The following is an 18436-nucleotide window of genomic DNA, read 5'->3' on the forward strand; positions in this document are numbered from 1 at the left end:
TTTTTTGCTGTTGGACAAATTTCCAACAAGAAATCAAAAATATTAGCGACGTAGGCCAAGCTCTTTGATTAGTGCAGCATAACGCTCAACGTTCTTACCTTTTAGGTAATCAAGAAGGTTACGACGCTGGCTAACTTTACGTAGAAGACCACGACGTGAGTGGAAATCTTGCTTGTGGTTAGCGAAGTGACCTTGTAGCTTGTTGATGTCAGCAGTTAGAAGTGCAACTTGTACTTCTGGTGAACCTGTATCACCTTCTGCACGTGCGAACTTTGCTACGATTTCTGCTTTTTCTTGATTGCTTAGTGACATAATAACTCCAAAATAAGTTTAGTAATGCTTTAGCCGATCACTAATTCAGCCAAAGCGGAAGCTGGCGGATTATATCAGTATAAACTTCCATTGCATAGGGGAATGTTACTATGATTCTGTTTGAGCCGAAGACAGCGCCCGTTTTGCTTTCAATAACCCTTGTGGATTGCGCTCACCAATGCCAACAAATTTACCATCGGCAACTACTTTTACAATGCCATCAGGTAAGTTAGCGACTGTAACCGTTTGTCCGTGACCAAAAGCAATACCTTGTTCAGCGGTAATATCAACAACCGGCAGATCAACCAAAGCCGTATCCATTGGCAGTAATAATTCATCCAAATAGGTTGAAGGTGCTACCTCTTGTGCTCTAGCTTTCTCAAGTAAGGCTTCCAACTCAACTAAAGTAATCATTTTATCACTAGGATAATGACCAACCTCGCTGCGATGCAGCATAATTACATGGGCACCACACCCAAGCTTTTCTCCTAAATCATCGACAATAGTACGAATATAAGTGCCTTTAGAGACATGTACTGTCATTTGGATTTGTTGAGTTTGCTCGTCGTATTCATCTAACGTAAAGCGATAGACATTAATCTTGCGGCATTTTCGCGGAACTTCAATACCTTCTCGGGCGTATTTGTATAGCGGTTGGCCCTGATATTTGAGCGCCGAATACATTGAAGGGTACTGGTCAGATTCCCCCAAGAAACTGGCAATCTCTCGTTCTAGCTGTTCAAGCGTTATGTCCACTGGCCGCGTTTCAACAATCTCACCATCAGAATCTGATGTCGTTGTGCGTTCACCCAATTGTGCTCTCACTACATACGTTTTATCGGTATCTAGTAAAAACTGAGTGAACTTAGTTGCTTCACCAAAGCAAATTGGCAACATACCGGTTGCCAAAGGATCCAAAGCGCCGGTGTGACCCGCTTTTTGTGCAAAGAAAATGCCCTTCGCTTGCTGTAACGCTTTATTGGAGGAAATGCCTTGCGGCTTATTTAATAACAGGATGCCGTCAATCGCACGGCCTTTGGTGCGACGCGCCATTATTCTTCCTCTTGGTCTTTATCTCCAGACTCCGGACCACGCTTTGCGTTGTCTTCTCTGATCACAGAGTCAACCAAGTTAGAAATACGCATACCTTCCATTAACGAGTTATCGATAACGAATTTCAGTTCCGGCATAATACGAGCACGAATACGCTTGCCTAACAGTGAACGAATATAACCAGTTGCTTCATTCAAAATCGCAACGCTTTGTTTCGTTTTGTCTTCATCATTGGTATTTAATACAGTAATAAATACTTTTGCATAGGACAGGTCACGGGATACTTCAACAGCTGATACTGTTACCATGCCCAGTCTTGGATCTTTAATTTCGCGTTGTAATATCACCGCAATTTCTTTTTGAATCTGCTGTGCGACGCGATCTGTACGAGAAAATTCTCTCATTTTCACCACTTAAAATTTCAAAATCTATGAGATCACAAATGGGGGCTAGTGCCCCCATCTCAAGTATTTTAATAACTTACAATTAAAGCGTACGCTCTACCTGTACAGTTTCAAATACTTCGATTTGGTCACCGACTTTAACGTCGTTGTAGTTCTTAACACCGATACCACATTCCATACCGCTACGAACCTCAGAAACGTCATCTTTAAAGCGACGTAGTGACTCAAGTTCACCTTCATAAATAACTACGTTATCACGAAGTACACGGATTGGTGCGCTACGTTTAACTACACCTTCAGTTACCATACAACCTGCAACAGCACCGATCTTAGGTGACTTGAACACATCACGAACTTCAGCAAGACCAATGATCTCCTGCTTAAATTCAGGTGCAAGCATACCTGTCATTGCTTGTTTCACTTCTTCGATTAGGCTGTAGATAACGCTGTAGTAACGTAGATCTAGGCTTTCAGCTTCAATGACCTTACGAGCAGACGCATCTGCACGCACGTTAAAGCCGACGATAATAGCATTTGAAGCCGCGGCAAGGGTTGCGTCAGTTTCAGTAATACCACCAACACCAGAACCTACAATCTTCACTTTCACTTCATCTGTAGACAGTTTAGTCAATGAATCAGCGATTGCTTCAATTGAACCCTGAACGTCTGCCTTAAGAACGATATTAACTTCAGATACATCGCCTTCAGTCATGTTAGAGAACATGTTCTCTAGCTTCGCTTTTTGCTGACGAGCAAGCTTCACTTCACGGAATTTACCTTGACGGTATAGCGCTACTTCACGTGCTTTACGCTCATCACGAACTACCGTTGCTTCATCACCAGCCGCAGGAACACCTGATAAGCCTAGAATCTCTACAGGGATTGAAGGACCAGCAGTCTTGATTTCTTTACCATTTTCGTCGCGCATTGCACGAACGCGGCCATACTCTAGACCACACAGTACAATATCACCTTGATTTAAGGTACCAGATTGAACCAGTACTGAAGCAACTGGACCGCGACCTTTATCAAGACGAGATTCAATTACCACACCCGATGCCATACCTTCTTTAGATGCTTGTAGCTCTAGTAGCTCAGACTGCATCAAGATAGCTTCAAGTAAGTCATCAATACCAAGACCTGTTTTCGCTGAGATATGAACAAACTGAGTTTCGCCACCCCAGTCTTCTGGGATAACATCTAGCTGAGCTAGCTCATTCTTAACGCGGTCAGGGTCAATACCTTCTTTATCCATCTTGTTTACAGCAACGATTAGAGGTACTTCCGCAGCTTTTGCGTGTTGTACCGCTTCTTTCGTCTGAGGCATTACACCATCGTCCGCTGCAACAACAAGTACAACGATATCTGTCGCTTTCGCACCACGAGCACGCATTGACGTAAACGCCGCGTGTCCAGGAGTATCAAGGAAAGTAACCATGCCACTGTCTGTCTCAACGTGGTATGCACCGATGTGCTGCGTGATACCGCCTGCCTCACCGTCTGCAACTTTCGCTTTACGGATATAGTCAAGTGTTGACGTTTTACCGTGGTCAACGTGACCCATCACCGTTACTACTGGCGCACGAGGTTCAAGAGAACCTTCTTCGTTACGGTCACTTAGTACTTTTTCCTCTAGCTCATTCTCTTTTACTAGAACAACTTTGTGACCCATTTCTTCAGCAACTAGCTGCGCCGTTTCTTGATCGATCACTTGGTTAATCGTAACCATGTCACCCATCTTCATCATTGTTTTAACAACTTCAGCGCCTTTAACTGCCATGCGAGACGCAAGCTCTGCTACCGTGATTGTTTCACTGATACGAACTTCCTGCTTCACTTCTGCAGCTGGCTTTTGGAAGCCGTGTTGCAGTGATGTAGGCGCTTTCAAGCGGCCTTTTTTGCCTTTGAGCTTTTTAGCATTTGCTTCAGCGGCTTCATCTTTTGCTGACTTTTTCTTCTTCTTACGACGTGCGCTCTTTTCTTCGCGTGCATCAGACTCATCTTCCGCTTCACGTGCGTAAGTTGAAGTTGTCAGGTGGTGATCTGCGCTTTCTTCGCGACGAAGACGTTCCTCTTCTTCCGCTTTCCAACGAGCTTCATTTTCCTCAGCTAAACGACGAGCTTCTTCTGCTTGACGTTTTGCTTCCTCTTCTGCCTTTTTCAGGGCTGCTGCTTCTGCTTCTTGACGTAGACGTTCAGCTTCTTGACGTTCTTTAATTTGTTGCGCGCTATCCACTTCTTTACTCTGCTTATCTTTGGCTTGACGTTCAGCATCCGCTTTTCGCTTCGCCTCTTCTTTAGCTTTGCGCTCGGCTTCCTCGTTGGCCTTGCGTTCCGCTTCTTCGCGCGCGTTGCGCTCCGCTTCTTCTTTGGCCTGTTGCTCTGCTTGTTGCTGAGCCATTAACTCTGCTTCTTTGCGCGCAGCTTCCTCTGCAGCTAAGCGTTCTTGCTCTTTTTGCTGCTCGATTGCGCTCTTTTTAACGTAAGTGCGCTTCTTACGGACTTCTACAGATACAGACTTTGCTTTACCAGACGAGTTAACACTCAATGTGCTTTTACTCTTACGCTGTAGAGTCATACGCTCAGGACCGGTTGAACCAGTGCCACCGTGTTGCTTGCTCAAGTGATCAAGCAACGTCGCCTTTTCGGATTCAGTAACTTGGTCGCCCTCGGCTTTGGTGATCCCTGCATCTTTTAACTGTTGTAGTAATTTATCAACAGTTGTACCAATACTCTCGGCTAGTTTATTAATGCTCACTTCTGCCATACGTGATGTTACCTCCGTTAATAAATTACTCTTCGCTGAACCAGCAAATGTTACGTGCAGCCATGATCAACTCACCAGCTTGCTCTTCAGATAACTCAGAAATTTCAACTAAGTCATCAATCCCCTGCTCAGCAAGGTCTTCAAGTGTAACTATGCCTTTGCTAGCAAAAACAAAAGCGGTGTGACGCTCAAGTCCTTCCAATGCAAGTAGGTCTTCTGCAGGTTCTGCATTTTCTAAGCTTTCTTCATCGCGAAGCGCTTTTGTGGTCAGCGCATCTTTCGCACGACTACGTAGCTCTTCTACGGTATCTTCATCCAGACCATCAATTTCTAAAAACTCAGCGACTGGTACATAAGCCACTTCTTCTAGTGAAGAGAAGCCTTCATTGATCAGTAGCGCCGCAAAATCATCATCAATGTCTAGATTTTCAGTGAATAGATTAACCAGTTTATCTGACTCTTCTGCGCTCTTGCGCTCCATCTCTTCCACTGTCATTACGTTTAGTTCCCAGCCTGTAAGCTGGCTTGCTAAACGAACGTTTTGACCATTACGACCAATTGCTTGTGCTAAGTTGTCTGCTTCTACAGCAATTTCCATGGTGCGTGTATCTTCATCCATTACGATTGAAGCAACTTCAGCTGGTGCCATTGCATTGATAACAAACTGTGCAGGATTATCATCGAACAGCACGATATCAACACGTTCACCACCAAGCTCTGAAGAAACGGCTTGTACACGAGCACCACGCATACCAACACACGCTCCAACTGGGTCAATGCGTTTGTCGTTTGATTTTACAGCGATTTTAGCGCGAGAGCCAGGGTCTCGAGCTGCACCTCTGAGTTCAATCATTTCCTCGCCAATTTCTGGAACCTCAATGCGGAATAATTCCATCAACATTTCTGGCTTAGAGCGTGTCACAAATAACTGCGCACCACGCGCTTCAGGCTTCACTTCATATAATAGACCGCGTACACGGTCGCCTGGGCGGAAACTTTCGCGTGGTAACATATCCTCGCGATAAATTACCGCTTCTGCGTTGTTACCTAGGTCGATAACAATTGCATCACGTGTTGCTTTTTTCACAACACCCGTTACAAGCTCACCTTTTTGATCTTTATAAGCATCAACAACAAGTGCACGTTCAGCTTCACGCACCTTTTGTACGATAACCTGTTTTGCCATCTGAGTTGTAATACGGTCAAACTTGATTGACTCTATTTGCTCTTCAACAAAGTCACCTAGCTGAATTTCAGGCTCGTCAACCTGCGCCGCTTCAAACGTAATTTCCGCATATGGGTTCTCTAGAGACCCATCTTCTTGAGGTTCAACGACTCTCCAACGACGGAAAGTATCGTATTCACCTGTTTTTCGGTCGATTGAAACACGCACTTCGATTTCACCGTCGTGCTTCTTTTTTGTTGCTGTCGCTAGTGCGAACTCTAATGCTTCAAAAATCTTTTCTCTTGGGACTGCTTTTTCATTGGAAACAGCTTCTGCCACCAACAATATTTCTTTTGCCATAGGTAATGCCTCGCTTGCCCTTTTCCTTCGCACTCAAAGTTAGAATTTTGCGATGATATTGGCACGTTCAATGTTGCTTAACATCAAGATAAAATCTTGGTTATCAACTTTCAACGTGATCATATCGCCATTAACTGCTACTAAGTCGCCTTTAAAATTACGGCGACCTTCTTGCGGAAGCTTTGTACGCAAGCGTACTTCTTCTCCCACTGCTGCCTCATAGTGAGCTTGTTTGAATAATGGTCTGTCAACACCAGGAGAAGATACTTCCAAACTGTATTCGTTCGTAATCGGGTCTTCGACATCTAAAATTGCACTAACTTGACGGCTAACCTCAGCACAATCGTCAACGTTAATGCCGTTTTCATGATCGATATACACACGAAGTGTAGAATGACGACCAGCTTGCACAAACTCAAGACCGAGTAATTCAAAGCCACATGCAGCAACTGCTGGCTCCAACATTTCAGTCAAATCTTGCTCGAGTTTTGACACAGAACTCCTCCATACAAACAAAAAAAGGGCTTAAAGCCCCAAATCATAGCTGCTTGATCATGGGCTCAGCATACACCTTGCGCCAGATACAACAACGCCCCGAACCAAGCGGGGCGTCACACGAATAACAAACTGTGTGGCCAAAGGCCGTGCTTGGTTTGCGAGCTATCTCAGCCACATTAACCACCTACTTACATAAATGCAGATGTTTAAACGCAAAACGCGCATTACAAAGAATGCGCGAAATCAAAGAACTCAATCTTTAACTTGGTTGCGGGAGCCGGATTTGAACCGACGACCTTCGGGTTATGAGCCCGACGAGCTACCAGGCTGCTCCATCCCGCGCCAACACATAAAATTGTTTTACTTCTATTTTAAAGAAGTGGCTTAGAAACGCCTATATTAGCTTTAGGATATATAAAAATTACCATAATGCTAGCAATCATACCGAAAAGTAAAAGACTCGATGCGATCGCTTAAATATGCTGCGTATTATAGAGACTGTACACTTAGATAGCAACCTTGATTTATAACTATCTGCGTCTGCCACACCTTATTATCCGTATACGTAGCACAAATAACCTTTCAGGCCCTATCAACTCATCCGTCCAGTTCAGTTTTGACATATTTTTATGTAACAAAAATGACATATTTGATCCATAATCAGGGACAATGAAATCATAAAATAAAGGAAAAAACCAATGAGAATGGCCATAAAATCCAGCACATTGACAGCGCTGTCCATCTTGAGCTTAGAAGCATTTGCAGCTCAGTGTGAATCAGCAGGCCCGCAAACCCCCAGAGATATAGACAGTGTTAAAGGTGATAACAAACGCGTTTTCTCTTTAGCACCGCCAAAAGAGGAGCTAAACCTCTGCAATATTCATTTCCATAAAAATGCAGAACACAAAGCGAAAGATTTTTCGATAGCGTCTAATGACCCAAAATACGGAGGCTTTCAATGTAATGCAACAACCAGCCTTAGTGCGGCAGAGTTAGCACCGGTTGAAGGAAAAGTATGTAACAACGTCAAACCAGGGGATACAATAGAAGTACACTGGGTGCACAGTTCATGTGATGTAAAACCAGGGCCAACCCTCGGGGCTTGTCTTAATGATAGTTGTGCAAACCCTGACTTACGTGTAGAGACACAAGTCTTTTTAGTCGTTAACGATAAGAATGCACAGGACTTTACTAAATTAGATTACCAAGGCCAAGTTAATGGCTACCATCAAGCTGGCGCACTACCAACTAATACCGGCACTCCAGTTGAATTTTTGGGTTCCACAACAGGCCCTAGCTACAACAACCAGCAATGTTCACCATTACAAGTGAGCTGGAGCGTACGCCCAAGTTGTGCCAAAGTTGACATCAATAGCCTTGCACGTTGGTGTGAAGACAACGCTTTTGATGAAGATCATGCCCATGGGGTTCGAAAATTAGTCACCGATCCTAAGCTGCTATCACCCATCAAGCAATAGAGCATAGTATACTTAGGTTGCTCAGTGGTTTGCCTAGTAATCTGAGCAAACAATAAAGCCGATCGCTTTTAGGTAACCCTAAAGGCCCTGTTTGATTATTTATGTGAGCTAGTACAACACTCGCTCACATGACCTATGGTTCAAATTTATCGTTCTCTCATCTCACATAGAAAAAGTAAGAAAAATCTCACAAAAAAATATCAAAAAGTCTCGCATTTTCTAAAATCGACTATACTCAATTCAAGGTTTAATACCAATTGCAGTAAATAAATAACCTGATTTGGAGTTGGAAATCGCGTTGCCAACCAAACAAGGCGTTGCTACCCGTTATTTTAAATAAGAATACGTAAGGCAACGAATAACGCATTAAAACTTTAAAATCGTTAGGAAATATACTCAATTGGTATTATGTAATTTGAGCAAAGGATCCGCTCTTCATCAATTTGAAGAGGCGTCTATGAGCATTACTCCATATCAGTATCAACTGTTAACTCAGACTCTTGCGAGTATCCGGCCTAACTTTCATGGCTTTTGTACGTCTTGGTATAATCAGCTCCAACATTATGATCTGCGGATGCAGATCCCGAACAACGCCGGTCAATTGATTATTTGGGAGCATCAAATATTTGATTTTGTTCAAAGTTGCGTAATGCGACTGCCACAACAATCAAACTTACTACATTACTTAAGGCAACAAAAAAGTACATTGCTGTTTATGGGAACATCGGAGCGAGATATTTCAGCGTTATTGTTCACCTTTATTAACACGCTGAAATGTCATCTTGGTCGGCATTTTACCAGCGCAGCAAAAAATGCTTGGAACAAGGCACTGCTGTTAGTAGAAAATATGCTTCGGTCTGAGCTTTTTAAACGAAGCAATGTAGTAGAGTTACAAGAGTTCAAAAAGGCTCAACAGCAAGCAAATTAGCTCGCTTAATTCAGAGTTGCGCATGATAAAGCGCTCAAAATCAAGTGTGGAACTGCGCAAACTAAGCGTGACTTCTTGACGTTAGCTTATTAGACTTCCTTAAAATATTTTTATAGGAAAATGATATGCTAAGAGCGGCTATATTTGCATCTACTTTGGTCTTGTCACTGACAGCATGCGATGTGTTTGAAGACTCAAAAGCCAAAGTTGAGGCGAACTATTTATCTCAACACCAAGAATTACAGGAAGTGGTTGAACAAATAAGAGACAAAGGCTTAGAATCAGTGCAAGCATCAGCCGCAGCAGGCAGTATTGCGGCTTGTGTGACTAATAATCTCGACGCTGACCCAATGGGAGCTCTTATTTCAGTCGAAGGTGCGCTACAAGATAGTGCCAATCTGAGCGATTTACTTAATTCAATTGCGCGTTTAAGTGATCAAGAAATCTCGATTGAACAGTTTCCGGAGCTATTACAGCAAGGTGCTGACACAGTCAGATATTTAAAAACCTTGCTTGAACAATACGACTTATCTGAGCTTAAGCAGCAAGCAAGTGCTTTGTTAGAGCAAGGTCAGACCAAAACGCAGGATGTAGGTGCTCACTTACGGTATTTAATTGAGTCTTGCCAGAAATAATACCAATTTGTTTGATTAAGCTTTCTATAATGAGGTGAGAAAAAAAGTTATGCTTTAGCAACAATGAGCTAGAACATTCTTTACACAAACTTCAAGTTAAAACGAGAATTTCTAACGCTGTTAGCGTCAGATTTCCCCTTCAAATTGAGATAAGTATTAAAATTAATTGGCATAACTGACCAACTTTATCCCCTTTTCCGTATAGAGTCTTATTGTTCTACTATCGATCGAGAGTAAGTGTGAAGATAGGACTCTATGTTTTTGATAATGATTGTCGTTTAAAAGATAACCCCTCACTTGTTACCCTAGCATCGCAGGTTGAGCGTCTTATTTGTGTTTATTTACCCAACAACAACATCTGGAGCAGTAGCAAAGCACAGTGTTCAAAATCTGTTCCAGCTAATGCTTATGAAGAAGCGACGCTGGCTGCGTTACAACAGGAATTAGACGCTTGTCATCAAGCGCTCTATATTGTGCCTGAGGCAAATAAATTGCAGGGGTTGGTAGCAATTATCCGCAACTGTGCTGTCACACATATTGGCCGCTCGGTACACTCAGGAGCAAATGAATACAAATACTGGCTACGATTGCAAACACACTGCCCTGAGGTAAAATTCATTTCAGAGTACGCTCATACTCTGTTCACGCCTGATATGTTGCCATTTTCTCTCAATGAGTTGCCACCGAGTTTTACACCTTTTAGAAAACGCGTTGAAGCGTTAGTGCCTAACGAGCCGTTACCTGCCCCGCAGTTACCCCCAAAACCACCTAATACTTCAACTTTAGTCAAGTTCACAGCAACGGGAGACTACAGCGGGGACTTTTATGCAGGAGAGAAGCAAGCGCAAGATAAGCTTAAACAGTATTTCCAAACTGACGCAGCCAAGCAATACAAAGAAACGAGAAATGCGTTGTGCGGCGACGGGTTTTCGACACAATTTAGTCCCATCCTAGCAACGGGTGCAGTGAGCCCTCGCCAGGTTAAGCACGCCCTTAACCAGTTTGAACATCAATATGGTGCGAATGAGTCAACCTATTGGATCTGGTTTGAATTGTTGTGGCGTGAATACTTCCAGTGGTATGCACTCAAACACCAACACCGGCTATTTGCATTTACAGGTGTGAAAAATAAAAAACCGACAACCAGTTTTTATCCAGAGCGTTTTCAAAAATGGTGTCAAAGTAAAACACCCAGTGCATTTATCAACGCCATCATGACCGAACTCAGAGAAACAGGCTGGATCTCAAATCGTGCTCGCCAAATCACAGCAAGTTATTTTGTCAATGAGCTGCAACTGGATTGGCGCTACGGTGCGGCCTTTTTTGAACAAAATCTTATCGACTATGACGTTGCCGCAAACTGGGGGAATTGGCAATATATTGCGGGAGTTGGCGCTGATCCCCGTGGCGGTCGCCATTTTAATCTAGCAAAGCAGCGGTCAATGTTTGACCCCAACGGTGAATATATAATGCGCTGGCGCGGTACATCTCATAAGCTATTAGATACCCGAGATTATGTAGATTGGCCGTTGGAGGAGTAATAATGTCTGGACTGAACAGTAAATACCAAGGACTAAGACTTATCCTTGGCGATCAGCTAAACGCCAAACATAGCTGGTTTTCACAAGAGAATAAGAACGAATACCTTTATGTGATTGCAGAACTGCAACAGGAAACAGACTATACTAACCACCACATTCAAAAAGTGTGTGCTTTTTTTAAAGCAATGGAAAATTTTGCCAAAGCACTCACTAAAGCAGGTTATCACGTTCTCCATTTAACCCTCGACGACACTAAACAATATGATGATTTGCCGGCGCTCGTTACTCATCTATGCAAAAAGTTTCAGGTAGAAAGCTTTGAATATCAAAGACCCGATGAATATCGACTCTTAAAGCAACTCGGCGAGCTTTCTCTCGATAATTTGCGGTTACGCACCGTAGACACTGAACACTTTTTAGTACCGTTTGAAGAGTTGGATACCTATCTCAAGCCAGCCAAACACACAACCATGGAGTTCTTCTATCGGAAACTAAGGCGGCGCTTTAATGTATTGATGGATGAAGGTGAACCCGTCGGTGGCCAATGGAATTTTGATAGCCAAAACCGTAACAAATTAAAGAAAGCAGACCTTGATTCAATCTCGGAGCCACTATGCTTTGCAAACAATGTCAGTGACATTATCGACCGCTTAGAACGACATCAAATCAACACCATAGGCAAAGCACAGCCACTATTAATTTGGCCAACAACTCGCACACAAGCCCAGGAACTATTAAGTTTTTTTTGCGACCATTTGCTGCCTTTATTTGGTCAGTTCCAAGATGCCATGACATGTCATAGTGAGCACAAATGGACGCTTTATCACTCTCGGCTCTCATTTGCCATTAATGCTAAAATGCTTAGTCCCAAACAAGTTATTGACGCAGCAATTGCTGCCTACCAAGAAAACTCTAACATTGATATTGCACAAGTTGAGGGGTTTGTAAGACAGATCCTGGGCTGGAGAGAATACATTCGTGCAGTATATTGGCTTAACATGCCAGACTACAGCCATAAGAACTACTTACTTGCACAGCGCAAGCTCCCTGAGTATTTTTGGCATGGTAAAACCAAAATGCGCTGCTTGAGTGAAGCTATTAACCAAAGTCTTGAATATGCGTATGCCCATCATATTCAAAGATTAATGGTAACAGGTAACTTTTGTCTATTAACTGGAATAGACCCAAATCAAGTAGACGATTGGTACCTGGGGATTTATATCGATGCCATCGAATGGGTAGAAATGCCAAATACCCGCGGTATGACCCAATTTGCCGACCATGGTATTGTTGCAACTAAGCCCTACGCCGCAAGTGGTAACTACATACACAAAATGAGCGATTATTGCCGTGACTGTCATTATGACGTCAAACAGAAGTCAACCGATAATGCCTGCCCACTCAATAGCCTTTACTGGCATTTTATGGTTAGACATGAAGATAAGTTTGGCAAAAACCATCGCATAGGTATGATATACCGCAATTGGTATAAACAAGATGAACAAACGCAACAAGCGACTCTTCGCAGAGCTGACTGGTGCTTGAACAACATAGAGTCATTATAATGGTTTATTGCTGACAATCAGCTATGGAGTGACACACGTAAAGCTTCAGCGTGTCGGTTGACGACTACCCACAGAAACAACGAAAGAGCATCGATAAATAAAGCGTTTGGTCTCGTATAACAAGATTAGAACAGACGCCAACGACGCTTTTTCGTTTTCACTTTATGCACCCAATTTACCTCAATAGTGGTCACGGCTAGCACATCTCGACTTTTCTTTGAGATCAGCTCATAACTCAAGCTCTCATCGGAGCTAAAATCAAGTTCATACTTGAAGGTGTCAGCTTTAGCCCAACATTGCAGTATTTTTTTAGATAAGCTTTCTCTAATGCAGTAGTCACCTTCACTAGGCGCATTAACTGTCACTTTAACATCAGCATAGCACGTCCTCCCCTGGTTTAGGGCAACACATTTGCTCGGTACAGCATGCAGTATTCCCACAGTTTCTATCTCTTGCGCTTGCAATTGATAACTCAAGAGCATACTCAGAGACAGCACAATCCATGTGATCAATTTAGAAAACATATTTCACCCCAGTAAAGAAGACTCTGGCATGACGAGAACGAACTAATGGACTATTTAGCGTATCTTGCGAACCAATCAACCATGAAGCACCGGAGCTAAACACCCAGTCTTCTGCAATAGGGTAATTGAGCTGCATCTGAATAAACGCCGATGTCGATGAGCCCGGAGTGTATAGCGTAAGGTATTGGTTGATCTCAGTCTCAGAGACCCCATAGAAGTAATTGTGAAAATTGCTGGAGTAATAGTTAGCGCCAAAGTTGAGCCAAAGATCCCAATTTCTTAACTCAAAATTGCGTGTTGCCTCAACGTGAAATACCCAACCATCAGTATCTCCAAAAACATCGTAAACGACTTCAGCAACGGCTAAAAACTCACCAACATGACGATAATAGGAAAAACCAATTGAGTTATCTTGATCGCGTTTTTTTTATTCCTCTAAGCTCTGGCACCACGTCATCGCTATCATGGTAGCCTCGCTCGGAAAACGGCAGCATATAACTACCGTAAATGGCATCGATCCCCCACTCACCGGTATTAATAATTTGATAGCCCACATCAGAGCCACCAAAAAAATCTCCAGAGTGAGTATTTAGATAAAAGTTTTTATACTCTATTTTGGCATCAACGAGAAAGGTACCATGCTTGAACGTCGAATCTGTTCCGATCAATTCAGGCATTGTCATATCAACGTAAAACGCGCCCACACTCAGCTGCCATGCGAACTCATCCTCAAGATCATCGCTTGGTTCCTCGCAAACGCCATAAAGTGGCAAGAGTAAACTAATTATTATTAGTAGTTTTTTCATAGTTTCTTTGTTTAGTGCACATGTGCCTAAATTCTACCCGAGATCATACCTGACCCATTTGTGACCAACAAGCATCTTAATATACTTTTTAACAGAATCCACATTTAACTTTATTTTAATATTTATTTCACATAGATTGTGTCAAATAGCCCACTTTGCTTATTCGAGCAAATGAAGAACTAATTAAAATAAATGAAAGGCGAACTATGAAACACTATCTACTATCTGCTGCACTGCTCTTTACAGCTGGCCACAGCGCAGCTTTCAGTCAAGAAACACACAAACGTATCGTGATTGATGCCGTTAACTACATGGCAAAAAACCCTACAACTACTCGGTACGCAAAGTTACAAGCGTATGCCCAAGCTAATGGGATGTCGGTCTCGCAACTTGCCAATGTTTTAGGCCAAGCGGCATTCGATGTAGATGATTTTGAAGACACTTTTTTTTGCGGTGCTATCACGGGAGATTGTGTGCAAGCACCGCTGTGGGGAGCTGCAGAAAGTATCGTAAAGTATACAAGTTATTGGCACTTTCAAAACCACACACAGGGAGCAGATACTCACGGCAATGACTTTGGTGGCTATAACTACCAAAAACTGACCGTATGGGGAACCGTAGATAACATGGCTGCGACTTGGTTAAAAGGTGATTATCTAGATGATGGTCACGGTGGTGAAACGGGTTGGTTTAATGCCGATGACAGCGAATATAACAGTTACGGAGTTACTGAAAAAAACTACCGTATCGACAGTCACTCAACATATAGCATGTATGATGACTTTGAAGAAATGCCATTTCAACCTATCGATAATTTAGGTCAATATTGGTATCAAAGCTATGTAGAAAGCGGTAATCCGCAAGTATTAGGTTTTGTTTTTCATACCACCGACTTACTTCAACCACATCACACATGGACAACCTCAGATCTCAATCACTCTGGTTGGGAATCTTGGGTAAAAGATTATTATGATCAAGAGTCGCTAAATGACTTTAGCTTGGTAAAGCAAGCAATGACAAGCTTTAGTGCCGTTGATACGCATTCGACTGATATCCGTCCATTACTAACCCAAGGCGGTGCTTTTTCATACTCACAAGGTGGCATAGTACTCAACTCTAAGGATCATTATGATCGTGTGAATACAGCAAAACAGGTCATCCCTCATGCAATCGCTATGGTTGTTCACCTGTTAAATCACGCCATGGACGTGAGATAATGCGGTTTGTCTTACTTTTCTTGGTAAGCAATTTTTGCTTACCAAGCTTTGCATCACCTACTTTACCGCCAACACTACTGCCCTTGATCCATAAGTTGTACTTGGAGCAAGGTAGAGAATTCACCTTGCAGCAAACAGAAACTCAATTGCTAGAAAACCAATTCCTTCTCTGGCAGGCTAAGCGATTTAACCCAAGCATACTTGACCGTCAATCCAGTGTTGGCTTTAGCACTGAGTATCATATCGATAAATTTCTCGCAGCTGCGTTACTTGATTGGTTCACTGAGTTAAAGAAAATAAAAAAGCAATCCAATCCATTGCCGATTGATAGTTCACAAATTAAAGCACTGCTTGGAACCTATCCAGCAGATGGCCAGTATACAACCGAGCAATTACTCAAATGGAAACAGATTAAGCTGACAAACTCATCTGCGTTCTCCCTTGAGCAAGTCATGTTCAGCCAATCTATGCAGAATCGGTTTAAATTACATCAAGGAGATATTAAGTTGCTTCGTGCCATTGTGGAGCAACGTATCTATCAACAAGCTCTATTCAGCCAGGCCCGTGCTTATCTAAAACAACACAATCTCAACTTATCACAATTACGGCAAGTTGTGGCAGGTGAGCTGTTAAGACCAAGCATGTTAGCTTACCTTGGCGTCAAAGAAGAAATGCATGGGGCAACGAGTGAATATGTTGAGGCATTACGCGCTGAAATCCCGATGCAAGCAGTCGCTAGTTATTACGCTAAGCATAAAGATCGTTTTAGGTATATACAACAGGTCGATGCTATCGCTGCCAAGTTCAAAAGCAAACGAGATGCAGAGCAATTTAGTGCTTATACCAAGGCAAATTCGTGGCAAAAAGCAATCGACAAGTTTAGCCCTTCTTTGGTGTGGAAGTCGGCGCCCAAACCGCTAACACGACAAAGTGAACCTAAATGGGAAACCCAATTAGCATTTAGCAATAAACATGGTCAAATGACCCACAGTATCCGAACCCCTACCGGACAGTGGCTAGTATTATTCAGCACCTCTCCCGTCTATGGATATTATGATATAAATAGTGAGACAGTACGCTATCAAGCCTTGCTCGCGCTTACACAAAGCTTTGCTAAAAGTAAGTTTGAACAAGATTATCAACAATGGAAGCGAACAAATAACGGAACGATATTATGAAATATTGGCAGGTAGCTGTTGCTATTTTTCTTGGTTTAATCATCGCGCTATTTACGCTGAAGTATGCCAACAACAGTTGGCAGCCCCTCCAGCCCAGCCTATCAAGAGAAATACAGGCAGATCTGCTGCCTGCTGAATTTCCCACAGAGCTACGCGCAAAGAAAGACACCTCACAGCCGACATCGAGTAAAAAAGATGATACGTTTACCATAGCCCCCATTCATCCGCCACAGTATTTACCGCCCATCAACAATGCCACCAAAAATGAGCTTCAATACCAAGGTGATTTAACTGACCCCGAAGCGTACCAAGCATACCTGGATGATAAAGAGGTACAGTTAAAACAGGCATATATTGCTGCTGTGGATAGCAAAGTAGAACAACTCAACGCATTACTCACTCGAGGTGTTCAAGCAGGGTTACCTGAAGCACAACTACAAGAAGCAAGAGACAAAATCTCCGCACTTCAGCATATGCAAAATACACTACGAAAAGAGCTAAGTGATAACTGAAGCTAGACGCTAGAACCTACTGACCTTTGATAGATTACCCTTCACCGCGTTGTCAATGCACGCGTAATTTAGTGCTGCCATTCGCTACATTTGGATTGCGCAACACTGCATTTATGACCACATCCTGTTGTCCATCTTGATAATATCCGATGATTTCTTCAAGCACCTTTTTAGGTGTACTCGGGTTAGATGCCAATGCTAAATGGGTACTGAAGTCTCGTCTCAAACTTAAATAGGTTAACGTCGCGGCAGAGGTATTCGAGTTGCTTGCAACCGCGATATCAATCACATCACCATGTTCTGGTAAATAAGAGACTAGTTTTTCCAATTGTGTCGGCGTGGTGCTTATGTCTTGTGCTTGCTGCAACACAGAAGTATGCTGCTTCATGTGTAGCAACGTATAGGTAGCGATGCCAATAACACCAAGCCACAACATTAGGTGCATATATTTTATGGTGATCACCAATCCATCAACGTGCATATGGTTGCGAGCATTATGTATTTTCAAGAAAAAATAGCTAAAGATACTACTCGACAAAAAAATCAAAAAACTATAAACCAACATCATATCGATACCCGACTCTCCCGAGAAAGGTGAAAATGGGATCTGGTGATGGAACTGTGCAGACATGCCAAATAATAGCGTATAAAAAATCGTTGTTATACCAAGCGACAAGCCACCAGATTTTAGCAATAAAATAAGCTTATCTTTTAATTCCATATCGCTACTCGCTATCGTGTTTACTTTGATACTAATTTGCAGACCTACTTTGAGGCAAGAAAATCTTGTCGAACACCGGTTGCGTCAGGTTTACTTCTTCAAATTAAGCAGGGAGTAGGACGTACTGAACTCACCATACTCGGTATTTAGCAAGAACACTAGGTTGGCTATTGGTAGACATGGCGCATAAAGAAAAAGCCGCCTTACGGCGGCGGGTTGGAAAACTTGAAGGTTTACAAAAGTTACTTATTTCCTAGCAACTTGCCCGAAGCAATTTCTATTTTTCTTGGTTTCAACGCTTCAGGCACCACTCGCTCAAGGTCTATAACCAGCAAACCATGACTTAGGTCTGCACCTAACACGTTAACATGATCTCCCAGCTGAAACTTACGTTCAAATCCGCGCTGCGCTATTCCTTGATGAATAAACTTACGTTCTTTCGACTCGTCAGCGTCTTGCTTTTTACCTTTTACGGTCAAGGTGTTATTTTCTGATTCCAGAGTTAGCTCTTGCTCGGTAAAGCCAGCAACAGCCATGGTAATTTGATACTTATCTTTGCCTAGAGCTTCAATATTGTATGGCGGATAACTTGGTTGCTTATCTGTTCTTGCAGCGGCATCCATCATAGAAGCTAAATGGTCAAAACCGATAAATGAACGGTAAAGTGGTGATAAATCTACTGTACGCATAATTTGTATCCTCTTAAAGCTATACATAGTACTTACTCTTCAAAATGAACCAATAAGTACAAATAAAACAAATAGTTATTTAC

The 18436-nt window shown here is 42.7% G+C and carries 19 protein-coding genes and 1 tRNA gene; 8 read left to right on the forward strand and 12 right to left on the reverse strand.

The window, feature by feature from the left end:
• Positions 1–42 precede the first annotated feature (42 nt).
• From rpsO to D9603_RS15865, 7 genes are all read right to left on the reverse strand, one after another.
• The gene (gene rpsO, locus D9603_RS15835; RefSeq protein WP_125252181.1) at positions 43–312 is read right to left on the reverse strand and encodes a 30S ribosomal protein S15; all 270 of its coding nucleotides are present in this window, start codon (positions 310–312) and stop codon (positions 43–45) included.
• A gap of 108 nt (positions 313–420) precedes the next feature.
• Positions 421–1365, reverse strand: a complete 945-nt coding sequence (truB, locus tag D9603_RS15840; protein WP_128732040.1) for a tRNA pseudouridine(55) synthase TruB — start codon at positions 1363–1365, stop codon at positions 421–423.
• A complete protein-coding gene (gene rbfA / locus D9603_RS15845) occupies positions 1365–1769 on the reverse strand; it encodes a 30S ribosome-binding factor RbfA (protein ID WP_128732041.1) in 405 nt (134 codons plus the stop codon). The genes truB and rbfA overlap by 1 nt, the downstream gene beginning before the upstream one ends.
• Before the next feature lie 82 nt (positions 1770–1851).
• On the reverse strand, positions 1852–4536 hold the full coding sequence (gene infB, locus D9603_RS15850; protein WP_125252184.1) for a translation initiation factor IF-2: 2685 nt from the start codon (positions 4534–4536) through the stop codon (positions 1852–1854).
• 25 nt (positions 4537–4561) lie between these two features.
• On the reverse strand, positions 4562–6061 hold the full coding sequence (nusA, locus tag D9603_RS15855; protein WP_128732042.1) for a transcription termination factor NusA: 1500 nt from the start codon (positions 6059–6061) through the stop codon (positions 4562–4564).
• 39 nt (positions 6062–6100) lie between these two features.
• Positions 6101–6556: a ribosome maturation factor RimP gene (gene rimP, locus D9603_RS15860; protein ID WP_099642059.1), complete on the reverse strand. Its 456-nt coding sequence runs from the start codon at positions 6554–6556 to the stop codon at positions 6101–6103.
• A 268-nt stretch (positions 6557–6824) separates the two neighbouring features.
• Positions 6825–6901: transfer RNA gene (locus D9603_RS15865), tRNA-Met, on the reverse strand.
• Between the two features lie 356 nt (positions 6902–7257).
• Between D9603_RS15865 and D9603_RS15870 the strand changes: the two genes are divergently transcribed.
• The 5 genes from D9603_RS15870 (at position 7258) to D9603_RS15890 (ending at position 12706) form a co-directional block, all read left to right on the forward strand.
• Complete coding sequence (locus tag D9603_RS15870) at positions 7258–8037, forward strand: delta-class carbonic anhydrase (protein WP_128732043.1); 780 nt, start codon at positions 7258–7260, stop codon at positions 8035–8037.
• 457 nt (positions 8038–8494) lie between these two features.
• Complete coding sequence (locus D9603_RS15875; RefSeq protein WP_125252187.1) at positions 8495–8965, forward strand: hypothetical protein; 471 nt, start codon at positions 8495–8497, stop codon at positions 8963–8965.
• 125 nt (positions 8966–9090) lie between these two features.
• The gene (locus tag D9603_RS15880) at positions 9091–9600 is read left to right on the forward strand and encodes a hypothetical protein (protein ID WP_128732044.1); all 510 of its coding nucleotides are present in this window, start codon (positions 9091–9093) and stop codon (positions 9598–9600) included.
• 239 nt (positions 9601–9839) lie between these two features.
• The gene (locus D9603_RS15885; protein WP_128732045.1) at positions 9840–11141 is read left to right on the forward strand and encodes a DASH family cryptochrome; all 1302 of its coding nucleotides are present in this window, start codon (positions 9840–9842) and stop codon (positions 11139–11141) included.
• 2 nt (positions 11142–11143) lie between these two features.
• Entirely contained in the window at positions 11144–12706 is a 1563-nt protein-coding gene (locus D9603_RS15890) for a cryptochrome/photolyase family protein (protein WP_128732046.1), read from the forward strand.
• A 125-nt stretch (positions 12707–12831) separates the two neighbouring features.
• Here D9603_RS15890 and D9603_RS15895 read toward each other — a convergent pair whose 3' ends face one another.
• Genes D9603_RS15895 through D9603_RS22165 form a run of 3 tightly spaced genes read right to left on the reverse strand, consistent with a single transcriptional unit; the run spans position 12832 to position 14036 of the window.
• Entirely contained in the window at positions 12832–13230 is a 399-nt protein-coding gene (locus D9603_RS15895; protein ID WP_125252191.1) for a DUF3019 domain-containing protein, read from the reverse strand.
• A complete protein-coding gene (locus tag D9603_RS22160; protein ID WP_241651684.1) occupies positions 13220–13633 on the reverse strand; it encodes a MipA/OmpV family protein in 414 nt (137 codons plus the stop codon). The genes D9603_RS15895 and D9603_RS22160 overlap by 11 nt, the downstream gene beginning before the upstream one ends.
• 4 nt (positions 13634–13637) lie before the next feature.
• Positions 13638–14036 carry a hypothetical protein gene (locus D9603_RS22165; protein ID WP_241651681.1) on the reverse strand — a complete coding sequence of 133 codons (399 nt, stop codon included), beginning with the start codon at positions 14034–14036 and terminating at the stop codon, positions 13638–13640.
• A gap of 206 nt (positions 14037–14242) precedes the next feature.
• Between D9603_RS22165 and D9603_RS15905 the strand changes: the two genes are divergently transcribed.
• From D9603_RS15905 to D9603_RS15915, 3 genes are read left to right on the forward strand one after another with little or no spacing between them, the layout of a single operon-like run.
• Positions 14243–15253 carry a phospholipase gene (locus D9603_RS15905; protein WP_128732047.1) on the forward strand — a complete coding sequence of 337 codons (1011 nt, stop codon included), beginning with the start codon at positions 14243–14245 and terminating at the stop codon, positions 15251–15253.
• Positions 15253–16431: a peptidyl-prolyl cis-trans isomerase gene (locus tag D9603_RS15910; protein ID WP_128732048.1), complete on the forward strand. Its 1179-nt coding sequence runs from the start codon at positions 15253–15255 to the stop codon at positions 16429–16431. The genes D9603_RS15905 and D9603_RS15910 overlap by 1 nt, the downstream gene beginning before the upstream one ends.
• Positions 16428–16943: a hypothetical protein gene (locus tag D9603_RS15915; RefSeq protein ID WP_128732049.1), complete on the forward strand. Its 516-nt coding sequence runs from the start codon at positions 16428–16430 to the stop codon at positions 16941–16943. The genes D9603_RS15910 and D9603_RS15915 overlap by 4 nt, the downstream gene beginning before the upstream one ends.
• 52 nt (positions 16944–16995) lie before the next feature.
• On the opposite strand, the gene D9603_RS15920 is transcribed toward D9603_RS15915, so the two are convergent.
• Complete coding sequence (locus D9603_RS15920) at positions 16996–17664, reverse strand: hypothetical protein (RefSeq protein ID WP_128732050.1); 669 nt, start codon at positions 17662–17664, stop codon at positions 16996–16998.
• Between the two features lie 242 nt (positions 17665–17906).
• On the reverse strand, positions 17907–18353 hold the full coding sequence (locus tag D9603_RS15925) for an Hsp20 family protein (RefSeq protein WP_128732051.1): 447 nt from the start codon (positions 18351–18353) through the stop codon (positions 17907–17909).
• Positions 18354–18436 lie beyond the last annotated feature (83 nt).

Origin of the sequence: Pseudoalteromonas sp. PS5 (assembly GCF_004103255.1) — a bacterium.
Taxonomy (GTDB): Bacteria; Pseudomonadota; Gammaproteobacteria; order Enterobacterales; family Alteromonadaceae; genus Pseudoalteromonas; species Pseudoalteromonas peptidolytica.

What these genes read in the sequence shown, in the direction of transcription:
- nusA (WP_128732042.1), bottom strand. Translation starts at nt 6,061, where the DNA reads ATGGCAAAAGAAATATTGTTGGTGGCAGAAGCTGTTTCCAATGAAAAA.
- D9603_RS15890 (WP_128732046.1), top strand. Translation starts at nt 11,144, where the DNA reads ATGTCTGGACTGAACAGTAAATACCAAGGACTAAGACTTATCCTTGGC.
- infB (WP_125252184.1), bottom strand. Translation starts at nt 4,536, where the DNA reads ATGGCAGAAGTGAGCATTAATAAACTAGCCGAGAGTATTGGTACAACT.
- D9603_RS15915 (WP_128732049.1), top strand. Translation starts at nt 16,428, where the DNA reads ATGAAATATTGGCAGGTAGCTGTTGCTATTTTTCTTGGTTTAATCATC.
- D9603_RS15925 (WP_128732051.1), bottom strand. Translation starts at nt 18,353, where the DNA reads ATGCGTACAGTAGATTTATCACCACTTTACCGTTCATTTATCGGTTTT.
- D9603_RS15870 (WP_128732043.1), top strand. Translation starts at nt 7,258, where the DNA reads ATGAGAATGGCCATAAAATCCAGCACATTGACAGCGCTGTCCATCTTG.
- D9603_RS15880 (WP_128732044.1), top strand. Translation starts at nt 9,091, where the DNA reads ATGCTAAGAGCGGCTATATTTGCATCTACTTTGGTCTTGTCACTGACA.
- D9603_RS15895 (WP_125252191.1), bottom strand. Translation starts at nt 13,230, where the DNA reads ATGTTTTCTAAATTGATCACATGGATTGTGCTGTCTCTGAGTATGCTC.
- rbfA (WP_128732041.1), bottom strand. Translation starts at nt 1,769, where the DNA reads ATGAGAGAATTTTCTCGTACAGATCGCGTCGCACAGCAGATTCAAAAA.
- truB (WP_128732040.1), bottom strand. Translation starts at nt 1,365, where the DNA reads ATGGCGCGTCGCACCAAAGGCCGTGCGATTGACGGCATCCTGTTATTA.
- D9603_RS15905 (WP_128732047.1), top strand. Translation starts at nt 14,243, where the DNA reads ATGAAACACTATCTACTATCTGCTGCACTGCTCTTTACAGCTGGCCAC.
- D9603_RS15875 (WP_125252187.1), top strand. Translation starts at nt 8,495, where the DNA reads ATGAGCATTACTCCATATCAGTATCAACTGTTAACTCAGACTCTTGCG.
- D9603_RS15910 (WP_128732048.1), top strand. Translation starts at nt 15,253, where the DNA reads ATGCGGTTTGTCTTACTTTTCTTGGTAAGCAATTTTTGCTTACCAAGC.
- rpsO (WP_125252181.1), bottom strand. Translation starts at nt 312, where the DNA reads ATGTCACTAAGCAATCAAGAAAAAGCAGAAATCGTAGCAAAGTTCGCA.
- D9603_RS22165 (WP_241651681.1), bottom strand. Translation starts at nt 14,036, where the DNA reads ATGAAAAAACTACTAATAATAATTAGTTTACTCTTGCCACTTTATGGC.
- D9603_RS15920 (WP_128732050.1), bottom strand. Translation starts at nt 17,664, where the DNA reads ATGGAATTAAAAGATAAGCTTATTTTATTGCTAAAATCTGGTGGCTTG.